This window comes from Cocleimonas sp. KMM 6892 (assembly GCF_035798195.1).
Lineage (GTDB): Bacteria > Pseudomonadota > Gammaproteobacteria > Thiotrichales > Thiotrichaceae > Cocleimonas > Cocleimonas flava.
The window spans coordinates 16,003-40,221 of record NZ_JAPFBV010000002.1 but is presented as its reverse complement, the minus strand read 5'-3'; the positions used below and the strand labels follow the sequence as shown (position 1 = coordinate 40,221).

Sequence of the window (24,219 nt, the reverse complement as noted above, 5' to 3'; positions counted from 1 at the left end):
ATTCATATCGTCATCTATCAGGAGAATATGCAATGCCTTTAAATCTCTCATCACAAAAACTATCTACAATACTTAAATCTAGTTTAACTAAAGTAGCCGCCATAGCCAGTATATGTCTGGCCTCTACATTTTCCACTCATGCGGCTGATTGGAGTTCCACCAATGTACAACTGCTAAATGGCAGTGGTTATGAGCTTGGCGATAAAAATCGTACAATATTTACGTTTGAAAATGCACTCGGCTGGAAATACGGCGATAGCTTTTTATTCATCGACGTGACTGAACCTTTTAGCGAAGGAACGAGTTATTACAGTGAGTTTTCACCTCGATTTTCTCTTGGGAAAATAACGGGTAAAGATATGTCCTTTGGCATTGTCAAAGACGTGATGGTATCTACGACACTGGAAATGGGGCAAGGGACCCGTGGTTACTTAGTAGGTGTAGGTTTACCTCTAGATATTTCGGGCTTTGCATTTGCTAATGTGAATTTATATGCACGCCAAAGTGACCGCGATTTTGCTGCTGATGACACTGATCTAGGTGGACAGGTCACACTGACCTGGAATCGTCCGTTTACATTAGGTTCTACAAAGTGGAATTTTGAAGGCTTTCTCGATTATGCGTTTGCTGAAAAAGGAGGCAGTGCGCCGAAAGAAGACAATATCGTTGCAGCACCACGCTTAATGCTAAATCTCGGAAAATCTTTACAAGTGGGTATCGAGCAACAAATATGGAGAAATAAATTCGGCGTTAAAAATGTGGACGAAGATGTCACACAAGCAATGGTAAAATTCACGTTCTAAGCCTGTCATATCAAAGTAAACAGTATCTGCTTATTATTTATAACTAAAAACTAATGTCGTTATAAATTCCTCTTTCTAAGGGGAATTTATAACTAAAGCAAATCATAATTAGATCAAAAAGAATGAAAAACAAAGAATACAGATTATAAGTCACCCCCCACCTTTGGGGCACTTTTTTACTAAAGCTTCAACACAACCTTAGTGCCCAGCTCCGTTTCAACACAGTTGTTATCATCGGCTATGTGATCAACGACGATAAAATCACTGTCTTCTTGAAGGGGTATTAAATAGTGATGCCATACGCCTTTGTGGTAATTCACTCCTTGCCTGCCATTACTGATAAATAATTCGAGCTTATCGCTTTCCAGTTTTTCAGCGGGCGGAGCTACCAGTATCAGAAATGGAATATCGCCCAAGGGATGAAACAGCTGACTACCAAATGGATGATATTCCATCATCGTGGCTTCAAACGGTAATTTAACGGCCTTTGATTTGACCAGACTAATACAGGTGTTACCGCCGTTATCATTAACATCTATATCTGCAAGATCGTAATAACGGGTAGCCATATCATAATTCATGGAAAACGTTTTACTGGCGCTCTCAATATCGACGACATCTCCAAACGCTGAAAATGCTTGTGCGGTTAACGGTTTAGCGGTTAATTCAATCATATTTTTTGACTTCCTATTTCTCGCAGTTACCTATTTATTGCAGTTGCCAATGGTTCCATAAAGCCTAAAGCGACTGACACCACCATCTGGATAGATATTCAGACGTACATGGCTAACTGCACCTATATCATTAATCTGATCTATAAAATTATGCTCCATATCCATCTCTAGTTTTTGCTCAGTGAGAATTTCAGGCCAATTCTGGCTTTGCTCAATAAGTTCATCAGTGTTCATTGATGCATCAGTTAAACAAACTGCCTGTATGGAACAACGATCAGGATAGTTACCTTTGAAAAAGGCAGTATCAACAACCACTTTTTTAAGATGACCAGCATGACCTAATGCAATAATAACCCAATCATGACCAGGCCCACGTCGACGCGACGTTTCCCAACCATCACCCATATTTTTACCTTTCCCAGGAAAGATAATATTATTCATAATGCCGAAGTGTTCGTCGCTACAGGCAATGGCTCTCCCACCATTTAGAGCCGCCGCTAAATCCATAACTTCACTAGGAATTACATCATCCCAGTTGCATTGTGGTCGTCCATACACTCTTAAACGTGCAACACCACCATCTGGATAGATATGTAACTTCACGTGGCTAACCACTTGTTCGCATTCTACTTTACACGCTTTAACGTCATTTTCATTGACTGGCGTTTTAGCAAGCAACGTCGCCCATTCAGTTTTTTCACTTGGGACACCTTCACAGTAACAATAATCTATTGAGACATCTGTCGGCTGATTGCCTCTAAAGTGAGAAGTATCGATAACAACACCACCGATATAACCGGGACGAGCTAGCCTAACGATACAATAGTCATGCCCTGGAGTTCTTTTTCTGCGTGATTCCCAGCCATCCATCCACTTGCCGTGATCATCGAACTTATCTTCAATGAATACAGGCTCTTTATCGTGTAATAAACGTTCTTTGGCAGCAAAAAAGTCATCCGTCGCATAAAGCGCGATCGCACCTAGATTAGCTGATGCAAGATTGATGAAGTCCTGTTTAAATTGTTTAATCATTTTTTTATGAATTCCAGAGATAAAGTAAAATGTCTTTTGCTTTAAATGTAGCTTGTTTTTACTTAGTCTGTTCTAAAATAGCAGTTAAGCATTAACACTAAAATTTTCTTGCCAATGCTTGGCGATATCTATTCGACGGGTTACCCAGACTTGTTCCTTAGTTTGAATATAATCCAAAAAGCGAGCTAGCGCTGCAGCACGACCGGGACGTCCAACCAAACGACAATGCAGACCTATTGATAACATTTTAGGCTGGGTTTCGCCTTCTTCGTAAAGAAAATCGAAACTGTCTTTTAGATAACTAAAAAACTGATCGCCACTATTAAACCCCTGAGGCGTGGCAAAACGCATATCATTAGAATCCAGCGTGTATGGAACGACAAGTTGTTCTTTCGAATATTGCTTATCCCAATAGGGTAAGTCATCGGCATAACTGTCTGCGTGATAGACAAAATCAAATTCATCGGCGACCAGCTTAGCTGTGTTGGGACTAGCACGCCCCAGATAAAAGCCCAATGGTTTGGAGCCTGTAACCGCCTCATGGATTTCTATCGCTTTATGTAAATGTTCTCGCTCTAGTGCAATAGGAAGATGCTGGTAATCAATCCAGCGATAGCCATGACTGGCGATTTCCCAATCTGCTTTTAACATCGCTTCTACAGCTTCAGGATTACGTTCCATAGCCATTGCAACCCCAAAAACAGTAACGGGTAAATCTCGATCGGTAAACATTCGATGTAAACGCCAAAAACCTACACGCGAACCATATTCATATATAGATTCCATATTGGCATGCCGCATGTCTTGATAGGCCTCAGCACCGACTATTTCAGACAAAAAGCGCTCAGAGGCATCATCACCATGCAGTATGCAATTCTCCCCGCCTTCTTCATAATTGATGACAAATTGAACGGCAATACGCGCCTTTTCTGGCCATTGGGGATGTGGTGGATTCGCTCCATAACCAATCATGTCACGAGGATATTTCATGCTATTTCTCCAAAGACCGATACCAGAGACTAACCTGTTCGCGTTCCTCATCGGTCATTTGAGTGAGATTACCTAAGGGCATGATTTTTTGCATCACCTGAGTATTGACCTTATCCGCATTATTTTCAACATCAATGGGTTTATCGTAAGCCAACCCAGCGGGTGGTGCCGCAAAACCGGGCTGTGTCGGTTTAGCACTATGACAACTTGCACAACGCTGGGTGATTATAGGCATAATTTGCGCAGTTGTGACTTTATTCGCATCTTCAACTGCGGCTTGTTTCGCAGGCATTGTCGCCATTACAATCATAATAAATCCGAATAATGCCGTGGGTAACATCCATACCGCTTTATGCAAATGACGAATATTGTAGTAATGACGAACCAGAACACCCACCGCTGACACAGTAATGAGAACTAACCAGTTATACTGATTACCATAAGTACTCGGGAAGTGATTGCTGATCATGATGAATAACACTGGCAAAGTTAGGTAATTATTATGTCGTGAACGTAATAAACCATTCGCGCCAAAACTCGGGTCTGGTGTACGCCCTTCAGATAGCGCTTTCACCAGTTCTTTTTGAGAAGGAATAATCACAAAAAACACATTGGCTGCCATGATTGTCCCAATGGCTGCACCGACATGAATATAAGATGCTCTCGGGCTTAATAGCAGGCTTAAAATAAACGCTAACATTCCAAGAAAAACAAAGATTAACGCACCTAATAATTTCGGGTTTTCTTTTAAAGATGATTTACACAGCTGATCATAAATTACCCAACTCACCACCAGACTTCCAATACCAATCAAAATAGAAAGGAAAGGCGATATATCAAGCACGGAAGGATCAATCATCATCGCTTGCGCATTGTAATAGTAAACAATACACATCAAGGTGATGCCACTGACCCAGGTCATATAGGCTTCCCATTTAAACCAATGCAATACTTCCGGAAGCTTATCAGGTCCATTTTCAAATTTTTTCAGGTGATAAAAACCACCTCCGTGAACGGCCCATAAGTTACCATCAATGCCTTTTTCTTGTGGCGCCTGTCGATTTAAATGGTTTTCCAGCCAGTTAAAATAAAACGATGCACCTATCCATGCCACACCGACAATAAAGTGTATCCAGCGTACTAAAAGATTGAGCCATTCTGCGATATGAGCTTCCATGAATTAACTTCCTCTATACGTTGAATAGCCAAAAGGAGAGAGTAATAACGGAATGTGGTAATGCTCTCCGTCACCCGTTATATCGAAAACAATTTCAGCATAGGGATAAAAAGCCTCTATCTTCTGTTTTTGAAAATAGGCTTCTGTCACAAACAAGACTTTGTATCTGCCAGCATCCAGCTTGATTTCATCCGCCAATAAATTAGACACACGTCCATCACTATTCGTTATTCCTGCGCCCAGTAACTGCCATTCATCATTGACTAATTGAGATAAGGTTAAATCAATTCCCTCTGCGGGCTTCCCAACCGCCGTATCTAAAACATGGGTAGTTATTTGGCTCATGCTTTTTCCTCTAGTAATTTAAGTAATCTAATCTGGGTTATTTTGCGTTGTTCTTCAGCTGCATTTTCAAGTTCTTGTTTTCTATTATTGGGTAAGCGTTTTAGTAAAAGTTCCAGCATTTCTTCCGCACTTTTACCGGTGGCACACACTATAAAAATGAAGCCGAATTTTTCTTTGTAATCCTGGTTTCCCTGAGTCAATAACTCCAATGTATTCTCATTGGCTGTATTAACGCCAGACTGCTCATGCCCTGCCAGCTTTTCTGTATTGCGATATTTTTCTCTAAGCGTAGACACATCACCGATTTCAGGATGCCCTTCAAAAGCTTCCAGATAATCTTCTTCAGTAGAGAGTTCCCAATGTTGATCGGCTGTTGCTAACAAGGATTGAGAATCTGAAAAAGGACGACTCTGTTCCATTCGCATGCACCACTTCTGACTGGTATTGCATTGCATAAATAGATCAAGAGCCTGTTCTTTAGAAAGCTGATTAATGAAACTACACCCCCCTACTTTCAGGCCTTTTTTTGTTGATGAATTCATTGTGCCAACACCTTTGCCGCTTTAGTATGTTCTGCCATCAATTCAGCAAGATCAAGATCAACAACCTCACCATCTTTAACTTTCCATTCACCCGCAACCATAACGCGATCTGCTGCGTGAGCGCCACACAATAACAATGCAGCCAGTGGATCACCCGCACCAGAAAAACGGATTTCATCCAATTTAAAGAATGCTAGATCAGCTTGCTTGCCGACGGCTATTTCACCAATATCATCACGTCCCAGACATTGTGCAGAACCTTTCGTAACCCAGCGTAATGCATCAAAGTGAGTCACGCCCACAGAACCATAATGTAGACGCTGCAATAGCATCGCTTGTCTCACTTCTTGAATCAGATTAGAACAATCACTGGATGCTGAACCATCAACGCCTAAACCCACTGGACATCCTGCTTTTTCTAAATCCAGGGTACGACATTGTCCCGAGCCCAATACCATATTAGAGCTTGGGCAGTGCGTTACACCAACCTTTGCTTTTCCTAAACGAGTGATTTCTTCATCGTTAAAATGGATCCCATGTGCTAGCCACACATCATCCGACATCCAGCCAACACGTTCGAGATAATCAACAGGTCGCACGCCAAAAATTTTCATACAGAAATCATTTTCATCATGAGTTTCTGCAAGATGTGTATGTAAACGTACCTTTTTCTCACGCGCTAATATTGCACTTTGTTTCATTAAATCTTCGGTCACACTAAACGGTGAGCACGGAGCCAAAGCAACTTGTATCATCGAGCCTTCACTGGCATCGTGGTATTGGCCAATAACCCGATCGCAGTCGGCAAGAATCGCATCTTCAGTTTGAATAGTATTACGGGGAGGCAAGCCACCCTCATCTTCACCTAGGCTCATAGAGCCTCGTGTCAAGGTTGCTCGAATACCCACCGTGTTAATTGCATCAACTTGAACATCCAGCGCTTCTCTAGCCGCTTCAGGAAAAATGTAATGATGATCCGCCGCTGTGGTACAACCCGATAACAATAATTCAACACTGGCAAGTCGGGTAGATACATGAATCATCTCTTCATTCAAACCCGCCCAAACAGGGTAAAGGCTTTTTAACCAGGGAAATAATTCCTTATTTAGAGCATCTGGAAATGCACGCGTCAGTGTTTGATAGAAATGGTGATGAGTATTGATTAATCCGGGTAAAACAACATGCTCTGATGCATCAAATATTTGATCAACTTGTACTGAGGGTTTTTCATCCAGAGAGAGTATTTCAAGGATTGTATTGTCCTTTATAACAATGCCTCTAGCATACTCGTTCTTATCGCTATTGTTACCGTTACCGTTTCCGGAACCACCAACAAAAATTGCAAGCGGGTTCTTTATCCAAATATTCATTAATTGAGTCTGAAGTGCCTCGTTTTAATTAACTAGTACGTTTATGTAAGCATGGCGAAATGCAAATTTTATATGCCTAACGCCAGGCTTTTTCAATCAGAACTTTATGTAAAGAACTCTATTCTAAGAAAATTACTAAAAGTACATTTTTCATAGAGCTAGACCTATCAGTTAGTTGCTAATTGTTCTTTAGTTTCTTTCTCAAGTTCAGGTACGGATAGAGACTTAGACTCAGGTTGAGGCAGAATCAAATTCAAAATAATAGCCGATAATCCACCCATTGTGACTGCACTACCAAAAATATTTTGAGCGACTTTTGGCAATTGGGCGATTGCCTCAGGAACCATCATGACCCCCAAACCAAGACCAAATGAAACCGCTATGACTAACATATTACGACGATTTAATTCGACTTGCTTCAATATCTTTACGCCTGCCGCTGCAACGGTAGCGAACATAATTAATGTCGCACCACCCAGTACGGGTTTTGGCATATTTTGTAGTACTCCACCAATAATGGGGAAGAAGCCTAAAATAATTAAGATAACAGCTATAAAATAAGCCACGTGACGACTAGCCACCCCAGTTAATTGAATCACGCCATTATTCTGACTGAATGTAGTATTAGGGAATGTATTAAATGTTGCTGCAATTAAAGAGTTCACTCCATCTGCTAGTACACCGCCCTTGACACGATCGCGATATTTTTTACCATCTATTTCCTGTCCTGAAATCACACAGTTTGCGGTGATATCACCGGTAGTTTCAATTGCTGTAATAATATAAATAAGTGCTATTGGTAAAAAAGCAGCTAAGTCAAATGAGAATCCGAACTTAAACGGAACGGGAATACTAACTACTGGCAAAGCAGCAAGGTTACTAAAATCTATTTTTCCCATCATGATTGCTATGATAAAACCGACAACAAGACCTATCGCAATAGATGAAATTCTTAACCACTGATTTTTCATTTGATTCATAACAATCACAACAAGTAATACCGTGATGCCAAGCATCATGTTCTCGATACTGCCCAAATCTTTGGCTTTAAATCCCCCCGCCAAATCAGTCATACCCACTTTAATCAAACTCAAACCAATCACAGTGATTACTATGCCTGTTACCAGTGGTGTAACCACATTCTTTAATTTACCAATAATCTGGCTGAGAAATATTTCAATAAATGCACCGAAAAAACAAACCGTAAAAATCAGTGAAAGAATTTCATCAGGTCCTCCGCCTTTCGCTTTAGCGATAAATCCTGCAGCCAGTATTGAACTGAGAAAAGCAAAACTTGTTCCTTGCACACATAACATTCCTGCACCAACTCCGAGCATTCGACGTGCTTGAATAAACGTCGCTGCACCAGAAACGATCAATGCCATACTAATCAAATAAGGTATGTGAGATCCTAAACCTAGCACACCACCAATAACCAGAGTCGGTGTAATAATTCCCACAAAACTCGCTAGCACATGCTGTATCGCAGCAAATGTTGATTCGGTAACGCCTGGGGTGTCTTCTAATGTGTAAATCAGGTCCGTCTGCGGCTCGCTCTTATACTCTGCCATAATATTCTCCATGAACTTAGATCAATTGAAAAAGTCACTGCAGTAATAAACAAAGCAAATTTAGTGCCAGTATCGGTAAAATAATATGAGAACAGGTTTCTATCATCTAAATTATGAATAATGATAGATTGTAAATATATGATAGAAATCACATAAGATTCAGTAAAATAAAAATATGTTGTTATAAATATGGAAAGTGAATTTATTTTTACAACAAGAAGGCTTACAACAATTGATACCAATAAAAGACTTCAACAGTAGCACTTTTCACGTAACTCATTAAATTATTTAGAATAAACACATAAGAAAACGCTTATTAACAGGAGATATATCAAGTTACGCACCAAATTCTTACTTATAAATTCAATTATTAACAATTATCAACTTTAAAAATCTAACCTTATTTTATATTGAGCATAAGAGTTATTTGTAAAGGCGAGGAATTTTAAACACAAATCACCATTCCCCCATCACATAAAATTTTAGTCTTAAGCAGATAGCGCACTTTGAAATGACTCCACGAGGAGTGGATCTTTCAGTCTATTTTCAATCAAGGAGAGTTGATATGTCAGTACAAACATTTAGAAAAACCCCGATCGCTTTAGCAATAACGACAGCCGTTACAATGCTTATTGCTACGAATCTACAAGCAGGGCAAATTGTTACCGACGCACCAGAAGGTGAAGCGTTAAAAACCGCTGTTAATACACCAAACCAGCAATTTGGCTTTGGTGGATGGGATTTGAGCAATATTAGTGTAAATATAGTAAGCGTAGAGGATTTCGCTACTGTAACAGGGTCTTATAATCCTGCCGATGGAAGTTATACCAGTATGGTATTAGGTGATTCTTTTGAGTCTGTTATCACCACTGGTGGTGAGGTTAGAGGACTGCTACACGGTAAAGATTGGCCTACTGGTGAACCATCAGGAATCAAAATCATAAATGGTGATTTGGAGACTAAGCAGGGTAGACCAGAAAACTGCATAATGACAACATCTTACCTTGATAATGGTGGACCAACTCTTTGTTCTAGCCCTTTTCAAAGCCACAAACGTTTTAAAATTAATCTACAGCCAACTACAGTAGCTGGTGTTGAAGCGGGATTAGGATCACCCGTAGAAATATCATTTAATCTAAAAGAAGGTGATACCAGTACACAACGCTACCAAGTCTTACAAAAAATTAATAACTACACAGGTAAACGTCTTAATGGATATAGCATTGAAGTGTTCGATGCCGAAGGTCTTCCAAATCCAGAATTGACAGTATCCATAGGTTTAGGTGAAAACCCAAGCAATGGTGATGAACCAGCCACAGATATCTGGGATATCGAATCAAGAGCTAACTTCTCTCATGGGTTATGGGGACCAATAGATCAACATTTTGACTCTAATGGCTTTTTTGATAGCACTCGAGTTTATTACACGCCAGCGGTGGGTTCTAACAGCATCTCTTATGCGGGTCCAATGCTAGGCGGTAACTATCAGGAACTCTTTGGTAACTGGTTGCCTTCTATTTGGGAGCCAACAGGGGTATTTCATGATGATGACTTTAACCCACTTACTGATGCAACACTCAAAGCTTTTTGGGGCGATCCTCTAAAAACTGGAACAAATGCATGGCATAAAGGCAATGAAGATAACTGGGAAATTGCGACCGAGGAAGATCTACTTACTTGGTCAGGCGATTGGTATGCACAAGGTCCGGTTGAAGATGTTTTGAATCTGGGCGTAAACTACATCGTTAACGTCGGTGATAACACCGCCATTGGTAATAAATTCACCATTCGTATTACCCCAAGTGTTGATTCAGATCAGGTCGAACCCGCTTATGTGGCGGATGTTGCACCAGAGCCAGGATATGACGAAAGTGAAGGTATCGTGGTTGTTGATATAACACCGATCCCTGAAGACGAGCCAGATTCTGAAGAAGTGACTGATGATGAGACTGTTGTCGAGGATGATACAGCTGCTGAAGATGACGCTGTTGTCGAAGACGATACTGTTGTTGAAGATGACATTGTAGCCGAAGACGATACAGTTGTTGAAGGAGACGTTGTTGCCGAAGACGATACCGTTGTTGAAGATGACGTTGTTGCCGAAGACGATACAGTTGTTGAAGATGATACTGTTGTCGAAGAACCTGCTGTTGCAGCTAGACCAGAAGAAGAGCTTGTTCTTGAAGGTTCTGCACTTATCACAGTAGGTGTTGCCGACAATGACCTCAATACTGACCCACTTGCAAGAGAAACGGTTGAAATTGCGGTAACCAGTGATCATGGTGAGACAGAAATGTTGACCCTAACTGAAACCGATATCAATACATCTAGATTTATCGGTTACTTAAATGCTCATGCTTCAAACGAAGCAACTGTAGATAATGATGGTAAGTTGAATCTTAATAAGCACACTAACTTGAAAGCGACTTATGTCGATAATAAATACGGTGAGCAAACAACGCCTGAAACCGTTGAAACGGAGCTAGCGATTGAAGTTGCTGAGTTACCTGCAGAAACAGAAACTAGCAGCAATGGTGGCGGTAGCTTCAACACTTTCTTAATGATGCTATTAGGTACTCTTGGAATTCGCGGATTATTCGCACGCAGAAAACTAAGAGCTAACAATACCAAGTAATAGTATTTAACTTAAGAAACCGAATAAACCGGAGGGTAAACAGTCAGATCATTTGACTGTTTGCGCTTCGGTTTTTTCGTTTTGATTTTTGTTCTGTCTTTTCGTTTAGCCGTTATAGATTAAAAGCCACCCCCCACCTTTGGGGCACTTTTTTTAAATGTCTAAATTAGCTATCGGAAATAGTTATCGGGAATTAACTATCAGGAATTAGTTCGGGCTTCAAATAAGGTACTAAAAAGGGTTTGTGTTGCTTGATTTCATCCAGAGTCAACCCAGTCATTTCATACGGGAACACCAACCAGTCTTCAGTCTGGTGCAAAACAAAATCGGGCTTGGTATCAACCGCATTGTATGAAGATCGTTGATACAGCGTAGCTACTTTCACCTGTTTCGGCATATTGCGTCTTAAACGATGCTGGAGTTTCTGGATAACCGCTTCAATATTTTTACCTGTACTAAAAACATCATCCACAATCAACAATGAATCACCCTGATTCAAATTATCAACCAAATACTTGGTGCCATGCACTCGAATATCACTTACAGGCAAATTAGCCATTTCGTGATAATACGGTTGACCGCGGTAAGAGGTCCGCAAGGAAATATGATTGGTTTCAACACCCAGTGTTTGCAAACATTCCTGCACGTAAATACCGACAGAACTTCCGCCGCGCCATAGGCCAACGATAAAGGTTGGTTTAAAACCAGACTCAAAAATCTGCACACCAAGTTTGAAGGAGTCTTGTATTAATTCTTGTTCTTCCAGGAATGTCTTTTTCATAGTTTTAATATACTCTTTAAACTAGCCTTGTTAAAGTTGAATGATCATGGAAAAAGTCTACCTTACAGCACAAGATTTACTAGAAGATTCGTTTAAACTCGCCCATAAAATTCTGGAGTCGGGTTTTAAACCGACATTCATTATTGCAGTATGGCGTGGTGGCGCGCCGATAGGCATCGCTGTGCAGGAATATCTGCATTTTCACGGCATCCATGCTGACAATATTGCGATTCGCACCTCATCCTATTCCGGCATTGATAATCAACAACGCAAAGTGAAAGTGCTCGGTCTCGATTACCTCATAAAAAACATTCAGAACCACGACAAATTATTGATTGTGGATGATGTGTTTGACACGGGCCGATCAGTGCAAGCAATTATCAATCGACTTCAGAAATCAGCGCGTAGAAATACCCCAGAAGATATCCGCATCGCCGTGCCCTATTACAAACCCAGCAGAAACCAAACGGATATCAACCCCGATTTCGTCGTCCATGAAACCGCAGACTGGTTAAAGTACCCGCATTCGATGGAGGGGCTGACTAATGAAGAAATGGCAGAGAAACGCCCTGAGATTTACGCAATCCTGAAAGATCATTTGCCAAAAAATTAAGAGATACCATTCTAGGTCACCCCCCTACTTTAAGCCTGTTTTTCTGTTTCAGAAATCAATCAAGCAAATTTGATTAGCCTTCTCTATCCAAAAAAGAAAGATCGCGGTTGGGCTTGGCATAACTAAGATGCCCCAACAATTGCGTACTGTGATAGGTATCCAGACTGCTTACTGCAACCGTATTGGCTTTTTCCAGCGAGATAAACCCATCTTCGCTAACTAATTCGTCCGGAACTTCAATGCTGATAATCTCACCGATTAAGAACTCTGTACCATTGATGGCTAAATGGTGTTTTTCTCGCAGTTTCATGCCTAACTTGATATGACTTTCTTTTACAAACGGCGCAGCAAATCCTTCTTCCCACTGTTCGTTCAAACCCACTTCGTTGAATTCAGAAATATCCTCAGGATAACGTGCCGACGTTTGATGCGCTTGTTGATAGATATCGGTATTTACGTGATTCAAGGTATACACGTCAGTGTTGATAATATTTTCCAAAGTGCCGCGCGGCACGCTGTGAGGTCGCATAACCATTCCCAGTAGCGCAGGGTTTGCACCCAAGTGAACTACGGATGAAACGATCGCCAGATTGCTCTGTTTCTCATCGTTAGCTGTACCGACCAGATTCGCACTTTTAAACCCTGATAATGAATTGATGAAAAGTACGCGTTCGCGATCATCTTTCGCTTCGATCTGTTCTTTGTTTAATTTCATATTTGGTGGTTTGTAATTCGCTTTAGTAATAGATAGTTTGTTTAACGAAGACGCTGTGTCGGACAAACAAAACGACCAACCGTAAATCCCCGTTGTGTCAGATGTTTGGTTTTGCGACCACTGACCCGTTTGCGCCACATTTTAAAGCTGGATGCTTTCATGTGTTTGCGCATCAACACTATGACCTGTTTTTCTGCCAAACCATATTCGGTTTCAATCGCTTCGAAAGGCGTTCTATCTTCCCACGCCATTTCTATAATTCGACTCACATCGGCTTCTTCAAGACTTTTGGATTTACTGCTTTTCATAATAAATAAACATTCGTAGATATAGATTCAAAGGCATCGTTAAAACAAAACACAAATACTAACACATTTATTATACAATACTTATATTTTACCGATACATTAATTCTTGGGCTCCCAAATATGACGCATAAAAAGATCAATCTGGCTGAGAAGCAATGTCCGTTTTGCGAGAAACCATTTAGCTGGCGCAAGAAGTGGCAGAGTTGTTGGGACGAGGTTAAATATTGTTCAGAACGATGCAGACGAAACCGCAACAGTGTTGTTAATGTTGATAATCAAACGAGGAAAAGTTAATGCGCAGACTCTATGTCATTCTTGGTGATCAACTCGATCATAAGTCGTTAATCTTCGATGATGTCGATAAACAACAGGATTGCTTCTGGATGGCGGAAGTCAAAGAAGAAGCCACCCACGTTTGGTCACATAAACAACGCATCGCCCTATTCTTATCTGCGATGCGACATTTTGCAGAATCGTTAAAACAACGTGATTTACCTTTGCACTACTTAACGCTCAACGATCATGATTATTCAACGCTGGCTGATGCCTTAGGTGCAACGATAAAGGAACATAATCCTGAATCTGTATGGCTGGTTAGACCTGGTGATTACCGCGTGTTTAAATCCATCGCCGAAGTCTGTAAGCAACACGATGTCGAGCTAAAACAACTACACGATCAACATTTCCTCTCAACCCCTTCTGAATTTAAACAATGGGCCAATGGCAAGAAACAACTGCGTCTGGAATACTGGTATCGAGAACTCCGCAAGAAATACCACATACTCATGGAAGACGATAAACACCCTTTGGGTGGAAAATGGAATTACGATCAATCCAATCGCAAATCATTCAACAAAGATGGCCCACAAAACATCCCGAAAACGATTGACTGGGAAGCGGATAAAATCACTCAGGAAGTAATCACACTGGTTAACAACAACTACCCAGATCATCCCGGCGAATTAGAACAACTAGAGTGGCCAGTCACACCCGAGCAGGCACAACAAGCGTTGGATCGCTTCCTCGATGAGTGCCTGCAAAACTTTGGTGATTACCAGGATGCAATGTGGACTGACGAGTCTTTTCTCAATCACTCACTGATTTCATCTTCTCTCAATTTAAAACTACTTCACCCTTTAGAAGTGATTAACGCTGCCGAAACATACCACCGCGAAAAAGGCGCACCACTCGCTGCGGTGGAAGGTTTTATCCGACAGATTCTAGGTTGGCGTGAATACGTGCGCGGTTTGTATTGGTTGAATATGCCCGACTGGCTGGAAATGAACGGACTGCAAGCTAGTAACGATCTGCCCGATTTTTACTGGACGGGCGAAACCGATATGAATTGCCTGCATCAGAGCATAAAGCAAACGCTTAAACATGGTTATGCGCACCACATTCAACGCTTGATGATTACGGGATTGTTCTCATTGATTTACGGCGTTAAACCCAAACAGATTCACGAATGGTATCTGGCGGTTTATGTCGATGCCGTCGAATGGGTAGAACTACCCAATACCCTTGGCATGAGTCAGTACGTAGACAATGGTATTATGGCATCCAAACCCTATGCAGCTAGCGGCAATTACATCAATAAAATGAGTAACTACTGTAAAGAATGTCGCTTTAAACCTAGCGAAGCCATTGGCGATAATGCCTGTCCTTTTACTACCTTATTCTGGGATTTTCTGGATAAGCACGAAGCTGACTTTGCCAATAACCCACGTATGGGATTTATGCTAAAAAATCTGCGCCGCAAAAGTGATAACGATCTCAAACAAATAAAAAAACAAGCTGCAGCATTTAGGGAAAACACAAATAAATAAATTATAATGACCCGATGGATACCTTAAAAGAAATTGGCCTGAGTGACTGGTTTCAAAGTCACATTGATCAAAACAAACTAGCTACACATGAACTAGCCCGTGTTGTTTCAGTTCACAAAGATAGCTTCATGATTAGTAATGGCAAACAGGACGTGTTTGCCGAGCTTTCTGGAAATCTATATTACAGCGTGGAATCGGCAACCGACCTACCAACCGTTGGTGATTGGGTTTATGCTGATTTTTACGATGATGATACGCATGCAATTATTCATGGCGTTGTCCCCAGAAAAACCTTATTAAAAAGAAAAACAGCCGGAAAGCTGGTTGAGTTTCAATTAATTGCTGCGAATATTGATACTGCATTTATTGTTCAATCCGCCAATGAAAATTTTAATCTGAGTCGTCTAGAACGTTATTTGGTGATGATTAATCAAAGCGGAATTACACCCGTTATTCTATTAAGTAAAAGTGACCTACTCCCTCAATCCGAAATTGAAGAATTAACGACCAGCATATTGACCACCTACCCTGAAATCACGGTAATTGCATTTAGTAATGAGACCAGAGAAAACCTGGATAAAATCCGAGGTTTATTAATCTCAGGTTCTACTTATTGCCTACTAGGTTCTTCAGGCGTGGGAAAAACTACGCTACTCAATAGCATTCTCGGTAGTACTAAATTAGAAACCCAAACCGTTAGCAAAAAACAAAGTAAAGGCAGACATACAACCACCAGCCGCGAACTGTTGCAGCTAGAAAATGGCGCTATGATTATTGATACTCCCGGCATGAGGGAACTCGGTAATATGTCAGTAGATAGTGGTCTTGACGAAACATTCTCTGAAATTATTGAGCTAATGCAACACTGTAAATTTAGCAACTGTTCTCACACCAAAGAAAAAGGCTGCGCCATTTTAGCTGCGTTAGCCACTGATGAACTGTCTGAACAACGCTATAAAAACTATCAAAAAATGAAAAGCGAATCAGCCTTCAATGACATGTCCTATTCCGATAAAAGAAAGAAGGATAAAGACTTTGGCAAGATGATTAAAACCACCTTGAAGAACAAAAAGCGATGATATTGATGATAATATAATGATGAGTAGATCCAATAATCTATCACCCAAAATAACAAAGCCCGAACAGTAGTTCGGGCTTTGGTTGAATCTAATAACTATTGTTTAAAGTTCTTTCTTACAGAAGTACCAATCCGTACATTCATAACCTTCAGTCATACGTGCTTCGGCAGCAGCCGCATCCTGTGGTGGAGGTACGATAACCTTATCACCTGGCTGCCATCCTTCTGGCGTTGCGATTTGGTTTTCGTCAGATGCTTTAAGCGCTCTAATCACTCGCAAAAACTCAGGAATTGAACGGCCATTTGTCATTGGGTAGTAAACCATCGCACGTAAGATTCCATCAGGATCAATAATGAAAGTTGCTCTTACCGCTGACGTATCCGCAGCACCCGGGTGAATCATTCCGTAAGCTTTCGCCACATTCATTGAAAGGTCTTCGATGATAGGGAAGTTGATGTCTACACCAAATTTCTCCTTAATATTACGTACCCATGCAACGTGGCTGTAATAGCTATCGATAGACAAACCGAGTAAGTCTGCACCTTCTGCCAAGAACTCTTCGTGGTGATTCGCAAAAGCCATGAATTCAGTGGTACAAACAGGTGTGAAATCCGCTGGGTGAGAGAATAATACTAACCAACGACCTTTGTAGTCAGAAAGCTTTTTAACACCGTGCGTAGTCTTTGCTTCAAAAGCAGGTGCAGGTTTATTCAATTGTGGGAATGTAACCACTTCTTCGTTAATTTTTTCGATTGTATTTTCCATGATATTTACCTTCTATTATTAGGTTTCAATATTTTTCAATTTACGTTTGTTTGAATGAAAATCCGTTTTATTTTTGTTTAAACCAGATTTTCTGATTCCAGCTTGGTAGCTGTTAAAACCTATATTAGACTTCATTAATATACTTGTGAAATGTTAAATAACTATCGAAACAATCTATCTAATAGATGGTTGATTTATATCAAAACCACTCTGTGATTAAGCCAAGTAAAAAGACGAATAGCCCTGCATAGAAGTTGCTAAACTGCGATCTATAAGCAAGCTACTAATAAGCACATAATCCCCATTAAAACAAACAGGCTGAGTAAATGCATACCATTCGACAATACATAGAAAGCGATTTAGACGATGTTCTCGCAACATGGGAAAACGCTAACAAACTCGCACATCCTTTTTTAAAAGAAGACTTTGTCGCACAGGTGAGAAAAGATATTCCTGCACTTTACTTACCCAATGCAGATACATGGGTGATAGAAGATGACAATGAAAAGAAGGTGGTTGGATTCATCGCCCTGATTGGTAATGAGGTTGGTGCGATATTTCTACAGCCTGAGCATCATGGCAAGAAGCTTGGTAAAATGATGATGGATATCGCACACCAATTGCACGGCGATTTAGAATTAGAAGTATTCGAAAAAAACACCATTGGCCGCGAGTTTTATAAACAATATGGATTCACGCAAATCGATGAGATGGAACATGAAGCATCTGGCGAACATGTACTTCGTTTGAAATACACTGCATAAATGAGCACTGTTTATTGTAAATCTACTAAAGCAAAATAGGAGCAGATAAATGTCAATACAACCCTTCATAAGATGCAACGATATAACCGTCTCCCTCCCCTTTTACACGGAAGTTTTGGACTTCAACACTCTACAAGCACCCGACCCTGATCCAACTTCGTTTATGTCGATGTATGCGTTTTTAGAAAGAGATGGTGATCGGATTCATCTATCACAACATGCGGGCGATGGCGTATTTGGTAATGTGATTTATGTAAACGTCACAAATCTGGATGAGGTTTATAAAGGATTTACAAATAACGGTTTAACGGTCAAAGACAAAGCGGGAATTACCATGCAACCCGTCGAACAGACCTGGGGAATGAAAGAATTTTCAGTCGCTGATCCAGATGGTAATAGACTGACTTTTGGGCAAAACTTATAGAACAAATGTTAAGCCTTAAAAAAAGGCTTATAAGTAGGGGGGTGCCATTTCGTTTTTAGAAATGGTCAACTCATGTATGCCAAAGCTTAGAGCTAGCTCGCCGATAGGCGATACTAGATATTAGCGTGTATGCAGACGCTTTTTTATATATTGGTTTTAATCATTCACAAAATGTACACGATCGAACTCTTTTCTCAGCTTCGCCGTTTCAGGTGCAATTTCTTCAGGGTTATCAGAGCGCAATGCACGCGCAACCAAGCTGGCAATTTCTCCAATACGTTCAACGGTCACACCCCAACGCACTAATTCTGGTGTACCAAATCGCAATCCATTCATATCACCTTCCACAGTTTCAATCGGTAGTCCGATTCCGCTCGCGAGGAAACCGGCTTTGCGAAGCTTTTTCGCAGCCGTCTGACCTCCACCAAACTCTTTAGCGATAATCGCGAACTGATGAGATTTAGTGAATCCTTTGTCTTTAGCGTAAATAGGAATGCCTTCAGCATCTAACGCTTTAGCAAAAGCTTGTGCGACCGCGATCATCTCTTGTGCATAGGCTTCGCCATGTTCGCGCCAATCCAGCATGCTTACAGCGAGTGCCGCGGTTTTTGCGGCATCGAAGTTGGCTGTCATTCCCGGATAGGCAATTGCGTCTAGTCGTTCTACTATGTCTTTATCATTGGACACGATAATGCCACCAGCTGGGCCGCCCAGACTTTTATAGGTGCTCAGTGTCATAAAATGCGCACCTTCCGTTAACGGGTTTTTCCATGCCTTACCAGCGATAATGCCGCATTGATGCGCTGCATCGAACATTAACTTCGCGCCTACTTCATCCGCTATTTCTCGCACTTCTCTAATGGGATGTTCAAATAAATTTAAACTACTACCGATGGTAATTAATTTAGGTTTTACTTCTTTTGCTAGTTCACGCAATGCTTCGATATCAACGGTATAGCCATCTTCGTTAACCGGCGCATAAACCGTATTCAAACCATAAAGACCCGCGCAACCATCACTGTGATGCGTCACATGACCCGCAATTGATGCAGGTGGTGCGATAATAGTATCACCTGCTTTACAGGTCGCCATAAAACCATAGAGGTTCGCGATTGCGCCAGAAGGCACACGTACTTCAGCGTAATCTGCGTCAAAGATTTCGCAACACAATTCAGCGGCGATGACTTCGATTTCTTCAATTGCCTCAAGTCCCATTTCATATTTATCACCGGGGTAACCCAGTGATGCACGTGACCCCAAACCTTTCGCATGAAACGCTTCCGCTTTAGGGTTCATCACATTAGACGCAGGATTCAGATTGAAACACTCACGCTCGTGAATATCGGCATTCTTTTTCGTCAAAGACTCGATATGATCAAAAACGGTATTTGAATCTTCTTTGCTCGTACGCTTTGCAATAGCTTGTACCAAGGCTTCACTATGCTCTGGTACCCAGTTTCTTTTGTTCAAGGCCATAATATTCTCCGTCTGTTTAATGCGTGTGTCTCATGTATTTATAGATGGTTATTTGTATATCGATTTTGTCATTCAGAACCAGATAGATGATGCGCCACGCCTGCTGATTCGCGCAACTCAGAATTACTAAACTTTGGCATAGAAAAACTAGCCCTAATTTATTTGGTATAATTACTTTACATATCTGCAACATAAGCTACTTTCCATATAGCGATACGCTATATATATCTCTTGAGGATTTACACCTTGCCAGTTTCACCGCCCCGACCGAAAGGTCCACCGTTGAATGCATTACGCGCGTTTGAAGCAGCCGCACGTTTGGGTGGATTCAATAACGCCGCAGAAGAATTGTGTGTAACGTCGGGCGCCATTTCGCAACATATAAAAACACTGGAAGATTGGGCAGGCGCGAAGTTATTTGAGCGCCGCTCTCAAGGTGTCGTGCTTACTGATGTAGGCACAGAAGTCATCGCAGATTTCACCAGTGCGTTTGATGCGCTGGGTGATGCGGTTAGATTGTTGCGCACTAAAACGACTGTTGCTACGATTAATATCGCCGCTTTACCGAGCATTGCACAACTGTGGTTATCGCCGCGTTTACCTGCGATTCGTCGTGCGTTTCCACATATCAATATCTCGATTACTGCTTTGGAAAACCCACCCAATTTAAACCGGGAAATGTTTGATATCAGTTTATTTTTTGAAGCGGCTAATACAGACAGCAGCGCTAATAACATCAATGACAACAATAACAACAACCAAATCATTCTCGAAGAAGATACCATCCTGCCGGTTTGCTCACCTGAAATAGCGAAACGCTTAAAAACACCTGCTGATCTACTCAATGAAACCTGTTTGTATGATGTGCTATGGCCAGATGACTGGACTAACTGGCTTAACAAAGCAGCGCCAGATCTGACAATCCCCAAAAACGGACCTAGTTACTCACTATTTAGTATTGCAGCAGAAGAAACAAAGAACGGTGCGGGGATATTAATGGGGCATCTATCATTGCTGGAAGCGCCGTTGAAAAATGGTGACCTGGTAGCACCTTTCAAACAAACAGTGACGACTGACAAACCATTGATTCTGAAATTTGCAGGTGATAAAAACGTATCAAATAATCTTAGGCATGTAATCGATAGTCTTACGGGTTAAAATTGTTACCCACCCCCCTACTTTGAAGCCTTTTTTTATTCCATATTTATGAACGACAATCACCAAACAATCAAACCGATCGGCAAGTACTCAGAAGATATCGATTGGGATATTATCTACCGCACTTTTCACAATCCTAAAGATATTGCAGAACGCATTGCGTTTGAACTTGCAGATCACCAGGCTCCTGTCATTTTCTGTGGGTTTCCGGAAACTGCAGCCTATCTAGCGGCCGCGACCGAACTACAATTTGTTGATAAATCTGCGGTCGTGACACAACGTACAGAAGAACGCTACCCTGATATTCACAACGTCACACAAGGTGATATCAGTTCAATTCTAAAAGACACGCCCACCAGAAATGTCGTTATCAGCTGTCGTCTCTCTGCATTCTGGCAAACCGAGCAAGACTTCGAAGCACTCGCTAGCGCGATTCTAGCCCATCCAAGAGATCAGATTATTATCGACTTTTTCGATCGTGAAGCGGTGTTTGAAGGTATGCATATCTACTATCATGCAGAAGCGCCTGAAGCTGATTCTGAGGTAGCTGAAAACAACGCACAGAAAGAGAAAATACAACAGTCAGGAGATTGGGATTTCAAACAATTTGATGACGTCCAAAGTACCAATCCAGCTATTCAGATAGCCAATATTGATGTGAGTTTTTTTATTGAGAATGCTAACAATAGCAAAAACGATATTAATTTTACCTACGAAACGCGTCGCGCATTCTTTACTAAAATGGCTATTTTAAACTGGTGTACCAAAACATTCCCCAATTACGAAACAACACTCGCAACAGGCCTATTGGAAGGAGACCCAAGTTTCCTCGTAAGCCTTAAACCATTTTAAAAAACTGAGTTAATAGTAGCAATATTAAGGAGATTACTATGACAGGTATCGTCGAAATCGAAGAACTATTAAAATCCATGTCACCCGAAATCAGAGGCGGTGAATATGCATTTTGCGCCGTCGAAGGAGAACTCGCGGACTATGTTCATTTAAACCCTCTGGCTACCTATATCGAAGCAGAAGGTTTAACACTTATCCTTGATGTAGAAGCAGCAGAAAAAGCAAATATTCCCTTCGAAGGGAAATACAAACAGATCACACTCACCGTGCATTCCAGTCTGGAAGCGGTTGGTTTAACGGCGGCGGTATCAGCCAAGCTAACAGCTTATAACATCAGCGCGAATGTAGTGGCGGCTTATTATCACGATCATATCTTTGTGCAATCTGATAAAGCTGAGGCGGCTTTGGCAGCGTTACAAGAATTAGCAGAGTAACTTAATGAACACTTTTATCTGATTATATAAAATGTACTTAAACACGCGTTATCCAAAATATCTAGAAATTCAGTTTAGGTCTCTAAACTCACTGTTTTTATTTCAAACTCAGGTGTGACAAACTCCGCTGGAATCTTATCAGCAGTAATCAACAGTGTTACTGCTTTTTGTGCTCTCATCATCGATATGGCCAACTTTCGTGAATTTTTTTCAATGAGATTTTGCTCCTTCTCTGGATCATTATGAAACTGAGCTTCACTCGCAGCTAGTATATTTAAACCTGTAATAAATATAAAAGATGAAGTGAGCGCATGCCTTTCAATAAACCTGAAACTCGTAAGACCTAAGTGCCCTTTATGTCTATGCATATTGGCATCATTAATGACTTCGCAAGGTATATTTAAGGAATTACTAATCAGATTCTCAAGTGTTTTTTTATTAGTAATACTTGCTGATACAACTAATATTTCTTCCGCTTTTATTTGATTATTAAGTAGCCTTTCTATCTCTGATAGTAATTGGTTTTGTTCATCTTGCTGACGGAAAAAATGCATTAATCGAGGAATCGAATATTGATCCAATTCGATACTCTCATCATTATCGAGGCGGGTTACTTGAGAATGAAGCCTTTTTCTTAAATAAGCATTAACGGCTTTTAGTATTAAGGGATTACCCATTTATTTTTATTTACCCACTCAGGTTATTTTTATAAAAAACATGAATAAATTAACATGCTTATGATGAATGCAGTTTAAACATCGTAGTTATTTTTTTCATTGAATGCACTCAAATTTTATATGCAAAAAATAAGATTTCACGTTGCAGATCCCTTGCGAAATCTACAATGCGTTTTACCTAAAGATTTACCGCAGATAGTACATTTAACAATCTGCAGATTTAATCTTCTTCTAGCATCTTAAAGTAATTCACCAAGTTTTCTTTTAGCTCAAACATTTCTTTATTGATCTGATCTTTCTCAGGTCCATCGTATTTCAAGCCTTCTATCAGAATACGCGAAAGGTTTTTATTCACGCGTTTAATCGGACTTTTGAGCAATGTGTATTCTTTTGGTAACGGCACAAAGTTTTCGTTTTCCTGAATCGCCGCTTCGATGCCACCTTGCTTTACCGCTTTGATTATCTGCTTTGCTTCTTTGACTGTTTTATCCGCGATTAGTGGTAATACTTTTTCTTGCAGTTCTTTATTTAACTGGATAATTTCATTCGTCTGGCTGGCATTCAATTCACCCTGACTACGCGCCTGTTTTACCGAATCTGCTGCCAATTCATCGCGTTTGATGGCACTTTTAATCACTGATTTTGATAAGCCGGTTTTTTCTGAAGTAATCGCCGCAAACGAATCGTTATCGACTTTTTCCTGCTCTTTTTCTTTTAACTTATTCTCAGGGTTTAATGATTCATTGGATACATCAATTTTGATTGCGTTCGGGTTTAGCTGTTCGTAAATTTCACGACCACGATTCAAACACTTCTCTAGCTCTAATCGATTCAATGGCTCACGCACCAGGTTTTCATCGATAGAGATCAATTCCTGCTGTAATAAATCACGATCTACCACATGTACATCGACCTCTTTCCAGCCCAATTCTGTGACCGCCTGAAAGCGTCGAGAACCTGCTAATAACTCATTATCTTTATTGATCGTGAGTGGGTTGATTAGCCCGATGCTTTCGATGCTCTTTTTTAAGGTATCGACGTCTGTTCCGTGACGCAAGTATTCACTATTTCTTTTAATATCAGATAGTTGACGAGTAGCGAGTTCCATTTTCGACCTTCCTTATTTTTTTGAGATGCGTATTTTATGTAATTAACCGTTGATTAGATAGCATTGCTTTTTAAAAAACAAACAAGTTCAAATGAAACCT

Annotated in this window: 26 protein-coding genes; 11 read left to right on the top strand and 15 right to left on the bottom strand. The window is 40.8% G+C overall.

Annotated features, from left to right (window positions below):
• Positions 1-32: 32 nt before the first annotated feature.
• Positions 33-803, top strand: a complete 771-nt coding sequence (locus OO007_RS05790) for an outer membrane protein OmpK (RefSeq protein WP_325808089.1) — start codon at positions 33-35, stop codon at positions 801-803.
• 179 nt (positions 804-982) lie between these two features.
• On the opposite strand, the gene OO007_RS05785 is transcribed toward OO007_RS05790, so the two are convergent.
• From OO007_RS05785 to OO007_RS05750, 8 genes are all read right to left on the bottom strand, one after another.
• On the bottom strand, positions 983-1,477 hold the full coding sequence (locus tag OO007_RS05785) for an ureidoglycolate lyase (protein WP_325808088.1): 495 nt from the start codon (positions 1,475-1,477) through the stop codon (positions 983-985).
• A 30-nt stretch (positions 1,478-1,507) separates the two neighbouring features.
• Positions 1,508-2,509 carry an allantoicase gene (alc, locus tag OO007_RS05780; RefSeq protein WP_325808087.1) on the bottom strand — a complete coding sequence of 334 codons (1,002 nt, stop codon included), beginning with the start codon at positions 2,507-2,509 and terminating at the stop codon, positions 1,508-1,510.
• Positions 2,510-2,593: 84 nt separating this feature from the next.
• Entirely contained in the window at positions 2,594-3,499 is a 906-nt protein-coding gene (gene puuE, locus OO007_RS05775) for an allantoinase PuuE (RefSeq protein ID WP_325808086.1), read from the bottom strand.
• A 1-nt stretch (position 3,500) separates the two neighbouring features.
• Positions 3,501-4,676 carry a urate hydroxylase PuuD gene (locus tag OO007_RS05770; protein ID WP_325808085.1) on the bottom strand — a complete coding sequence of 392 codons (1,176 nt, stop codon included), beginning with the start codon at positions 4,674-4,676 and terminating at the stop codon, positions 3,501-3,503.
• Positions 4,677-4,679: 3 nt separating this feature from the next.
• Positions 4,680-5,021, bottom strand: coding sequence for a hydroxyisourate hydrolase (uraH, locus tag OO007_RS05765; RefSeq protein WP_325808084.1), 342 nt, complete (start codon positions 5,019-5,021; stop codon positions 4,680-4,682).
• Positions 5,018-5,563, bottom strand: coding sequence for a 2-oxo-4-hydroxy-4-carboxy-5-ureidoimidazoline decarboxylase (gene uraD, locus OO007_RS05760; RefSeq protein ID WP_325808083.1), 546 nt, complete (start codon positions 5,561-5,563; stop codon positions 5,018-5,020). Before uraD ends, uraH begins: the two co-directional genes overlap by 4 nt.
• The gene (locus tag OO007_RS05755; protein WP_325808082.1) at positions 5,560-6,933 is read right to left on the bottom strand and encodes an 8-oxoguanine deaminase; all 1,374 of its coding nucleotides are present in this window, start codon (positions 6,931-6,933) and stop codon (positions 5,560-5,562) included. Before OO007_RS05755 ends, uraD begins: the two co-directional genes overlap by 4 nt.
• A gap of 167 nt (positions 6,934-7,100) precedes the next feature.
• The gene (locus OO007_RS05750) at positions 7,101-8,504 is read right to left on the bottom strand and encodes a uracil-xanthine permease family protein (RefSeq protein ID WP_325808081.1); all 1,404 of its coding nucleotides are present in this window, start codon (positions 8,502-8,504) and stop codon (positions 7,101-7,103) included.
• Positions 8,505-9,069: 565 nt separating this feature from the next.
• Here OO007_RS05750 and OO007_RS05745 point away from each other — a divergent pair.
• Positions 9,070-11,139 (top strand): choice-of-anchor F family protein, encoded by a 2,070-nt coding sequence (locus OO007_RS05745; protein WP_325808080.1) that lies wholly within the window; start codon positions 9,070-9,072, stop codon positions 11,137-11,139.
• A gap of 193 nt (positions 11,140-11,332) precedes the next feature.
• Here the strand turns inward: OO007_RS05745 and OO007_RS05740 are convergent, their stop codons facing one another.
• Positions 11,333-11,920 (bottom strand): phosphoribosyltransferase, encoded by a 588-nt coding sequence (locus tag OO007_RS05740; protein ID WP_131905684.1) that lies wholly within the window; start codon positions 11,918-11,920, stop codon positions 11,333-11,335.
• Between the two features lie 46 nt (positions 11,921-11,966).
• Between OO007_RS05740 and OO007_RS05735 the strand changes: the two genes are divergently transcribed.
• Positions 11,967-12,533: a phosphoribosyltransferase gene (locus OO007_RS05735; RefSeq protein ID WP_325808079.1), complete on the top strand. Its 567-nt coding sequence runs from the start codon at positions 11,967-11,969 to the stop codon at positions 12,531-12,533.
• Positions 12,534-12,606: 73 nt separating this feature from the next.
• Here the strand turns inward: OO007_RS05735 and OO007_RS05730 are convergent, their stop codons facing one another.
• Positions 12,607-13,248: a flavin reductase family protein gene (locus OO007_RS05730; protein WP_325808078.1), complete on the bottom strand. Its 642-nt coding sequence runs from the start codon at positions 13,246-13,248 to the stop codon at positions 12,607-12,609.
• A 41-nt stretch (positions 13,249-13,289) separates the two neighbouring features.
• Positions 13,290-13,556: a TIGR03643 family protein gene (locus OO007_RS05725; RefSeq protein WP_299874599.1), complete on the bottom strand. Its 267-nt coding sequence runs from the start codon at positions 13,554-13,556 to the stop codon at positions 13,290-13,292.
• A 120-nt stretch (positions 13,557-13,676) separates the two neighbouring features.
• On the opposite strand from OO007_RS05725, the gene OO007_RS05720 reads away from it, so the two are divergent.
• Genes OO007_RS05720 through rsgA form a run of 3 tightly spaced genes read left to right on the top strand, consistent with a single transcriptional unit; the run spans position 13,677 to position 16,461 of the window.
• The gene (locus OO007_RS05720; protein ID WP_325808077.1) at positions 13,677-13,850 is read left to right on the top strand and encodes a DUF2256 domain-containing protein; all 174 of its coding nucleotides are present in this window, start codon (positions 13,677-13,679) and stop codon (positions 13,848-13,850) included.
• Positions 13,850-15,382, top strand: a complete 1,533-nt coding sequence (locus OO007_RS05715; protein ID WP_325808076.1) for a cryptochrome/photolyase family protein — start codon at positions 13,850-13,852, stop codon at positions 15,380-15,382. The genes OO007_RS05720 and OO007_RS05715 overlap by 1 nt, the downstream gene beginning before the upstream one ends.
• 14 nt (positions 15,383-15,396) lie before the next feature.
• Positions 15,397-16,461, top strand: coding sequence for a ribosome small subunit-dependent GTPase A (rsgA, locus tag OO007_RS05710; protein WP_325808075.1), 1,065 nt, complete (start codon positions 15,397-15,399; stop codon positions 16,459-16,461).
• Between the two features lie 102 nt (positions 16,462-16,563).
• Here the strand turns inward: rsgA and OO007_RS05705 are convergent, their stop codons facing one another.
• Positions 16,564-17,226, bottom strand: a complete 663-nt coding sequence (locus tag OO007_RS05705) for a peroxiredoxin (RefSeq protein WP_131905690.1) — start codon at positions 17,224-17,226, stop codon at positions 16,564-16,566.
• 326 nt (positions 17,227-17,552) lie between these two features.
• Between OO007_RS05705 and OO007_RS05700 the strand changes: the two genes are divergently transcribed.
• Both OO007_RS05700 and OO007_RS05695 read left to right on the top strand, forming a co-directional pair.
• Complete coding sequence (locus tag OO007_RS05700; RefSeq protein WP_325808074.1) at positions 17,553-17,990, top strand: GNAT family N-acetyltransferase; 438 nt, start codon at positions 17,553-17,555, stop codon at positions 17,988-17,990.
• Positions 17,991-18,039: 49 nt separating this feature from the next.
• The gene (locus OO007_RS05695) at positions 18,040-18,414 is read left to right on the top strand and encodes a bleomycin resistance protein (RefSeq protein WP_325808073.1); all 375 of its coding nucleotides are present in this window, start codon (positions 18,040-18,042) and stop codon (positions 18,412-18,414) included.
• Positions 18,415-18,570: 156 nt separating this feature from the next.
• On the opposite strand, the gene glyA is transcribed toward OO007_RS05695, so the two are convergent.
• Entirely contained in the window at positions 18,571-19,890 is a 1,320-nt protein-coding gene (glyA, locus tag OO007_RS05690) for a serine hydroxymethyltransferase (RefSeq protein ID WP_325808072.1), read from the bottom strand.
• Between the two features lie 246 nt (positions 19,891-20,136).
• Here glyA and OO007_RS05685 point away from each other — a divergent pair, with 246 nt between their 5' ends.
• The 3 genes from OO007_RS05685 to OO007_RS05675 are packed head-to-tail and all read left to right on the top strand — an operon-like array spanning position 20,137 to position 22,334.
• Positions 20,137-21,048, top strand: a complete 912-nt coding sequence (locus OO007_RS05685; RefSeq protein WP_325808071.1) for a LysR family transcriptional regulator — start codon at positions 20,137-20,139, stop codon at positions 21,046-21,048.
• A gap of 48 nt (positions 21,049-21,096) precedes the next feature.
• Positions 21,097-21,900, top strand: a complete 804-nt coding sequence (locus OO007_RS05680) for a hypothetical protein (RefSeq protein WP_325808070.1) — start codon at positions 21,097-21,099, stop codon at positions 21,898-21,900.
• A 38-nt stretch (positions 21,901-21,938) separates the two neighbouring features.
• Positions 21,939-22,334, top strand: coding sequence for an ACT domain-containing protein (locus OO007_RS05675; RefSeq protein WP_325808069.1), 396 nt, complete (start codon positions 21,939-21,941; stop codon positions 22,332-22,334).
• A 74-nt stretch (positions 22,335-22,408) separates the two neighbouring features.
• On the opposite strand, the gene OO007_RS05670 is transcribed toward OO007_RS05675, so the two are convergent.
• Both OO007_RS05670 and OO007_RS05665 read right to left on the bottom strand, forming a co-directional pair.
• Positions 22,409-23,011, bottom strand: coding sequence for a hypothetical protein (locus OO007_RS05670; protein WP_325808068.1), 603 nt, complete (start codon positions 23,009-23,011; stop codon positions 22,409-22,411).
• A gap of 220 nt (positions 23,012-23,231) precedes the next feature.
• Complete coding sequence (locus tag OO007_RS05665) at positions 23,232-24,119, bottom strand: ParB/RepB/Spo0J family partition protein (RefSeq protein WP_325808067.1); 888 nt, start codon at positions 24,117-24,119, stop codon at positions 23,232-23,234.
• Positions 24,120-24,219 lie beyond the last annotated feature (100 nt).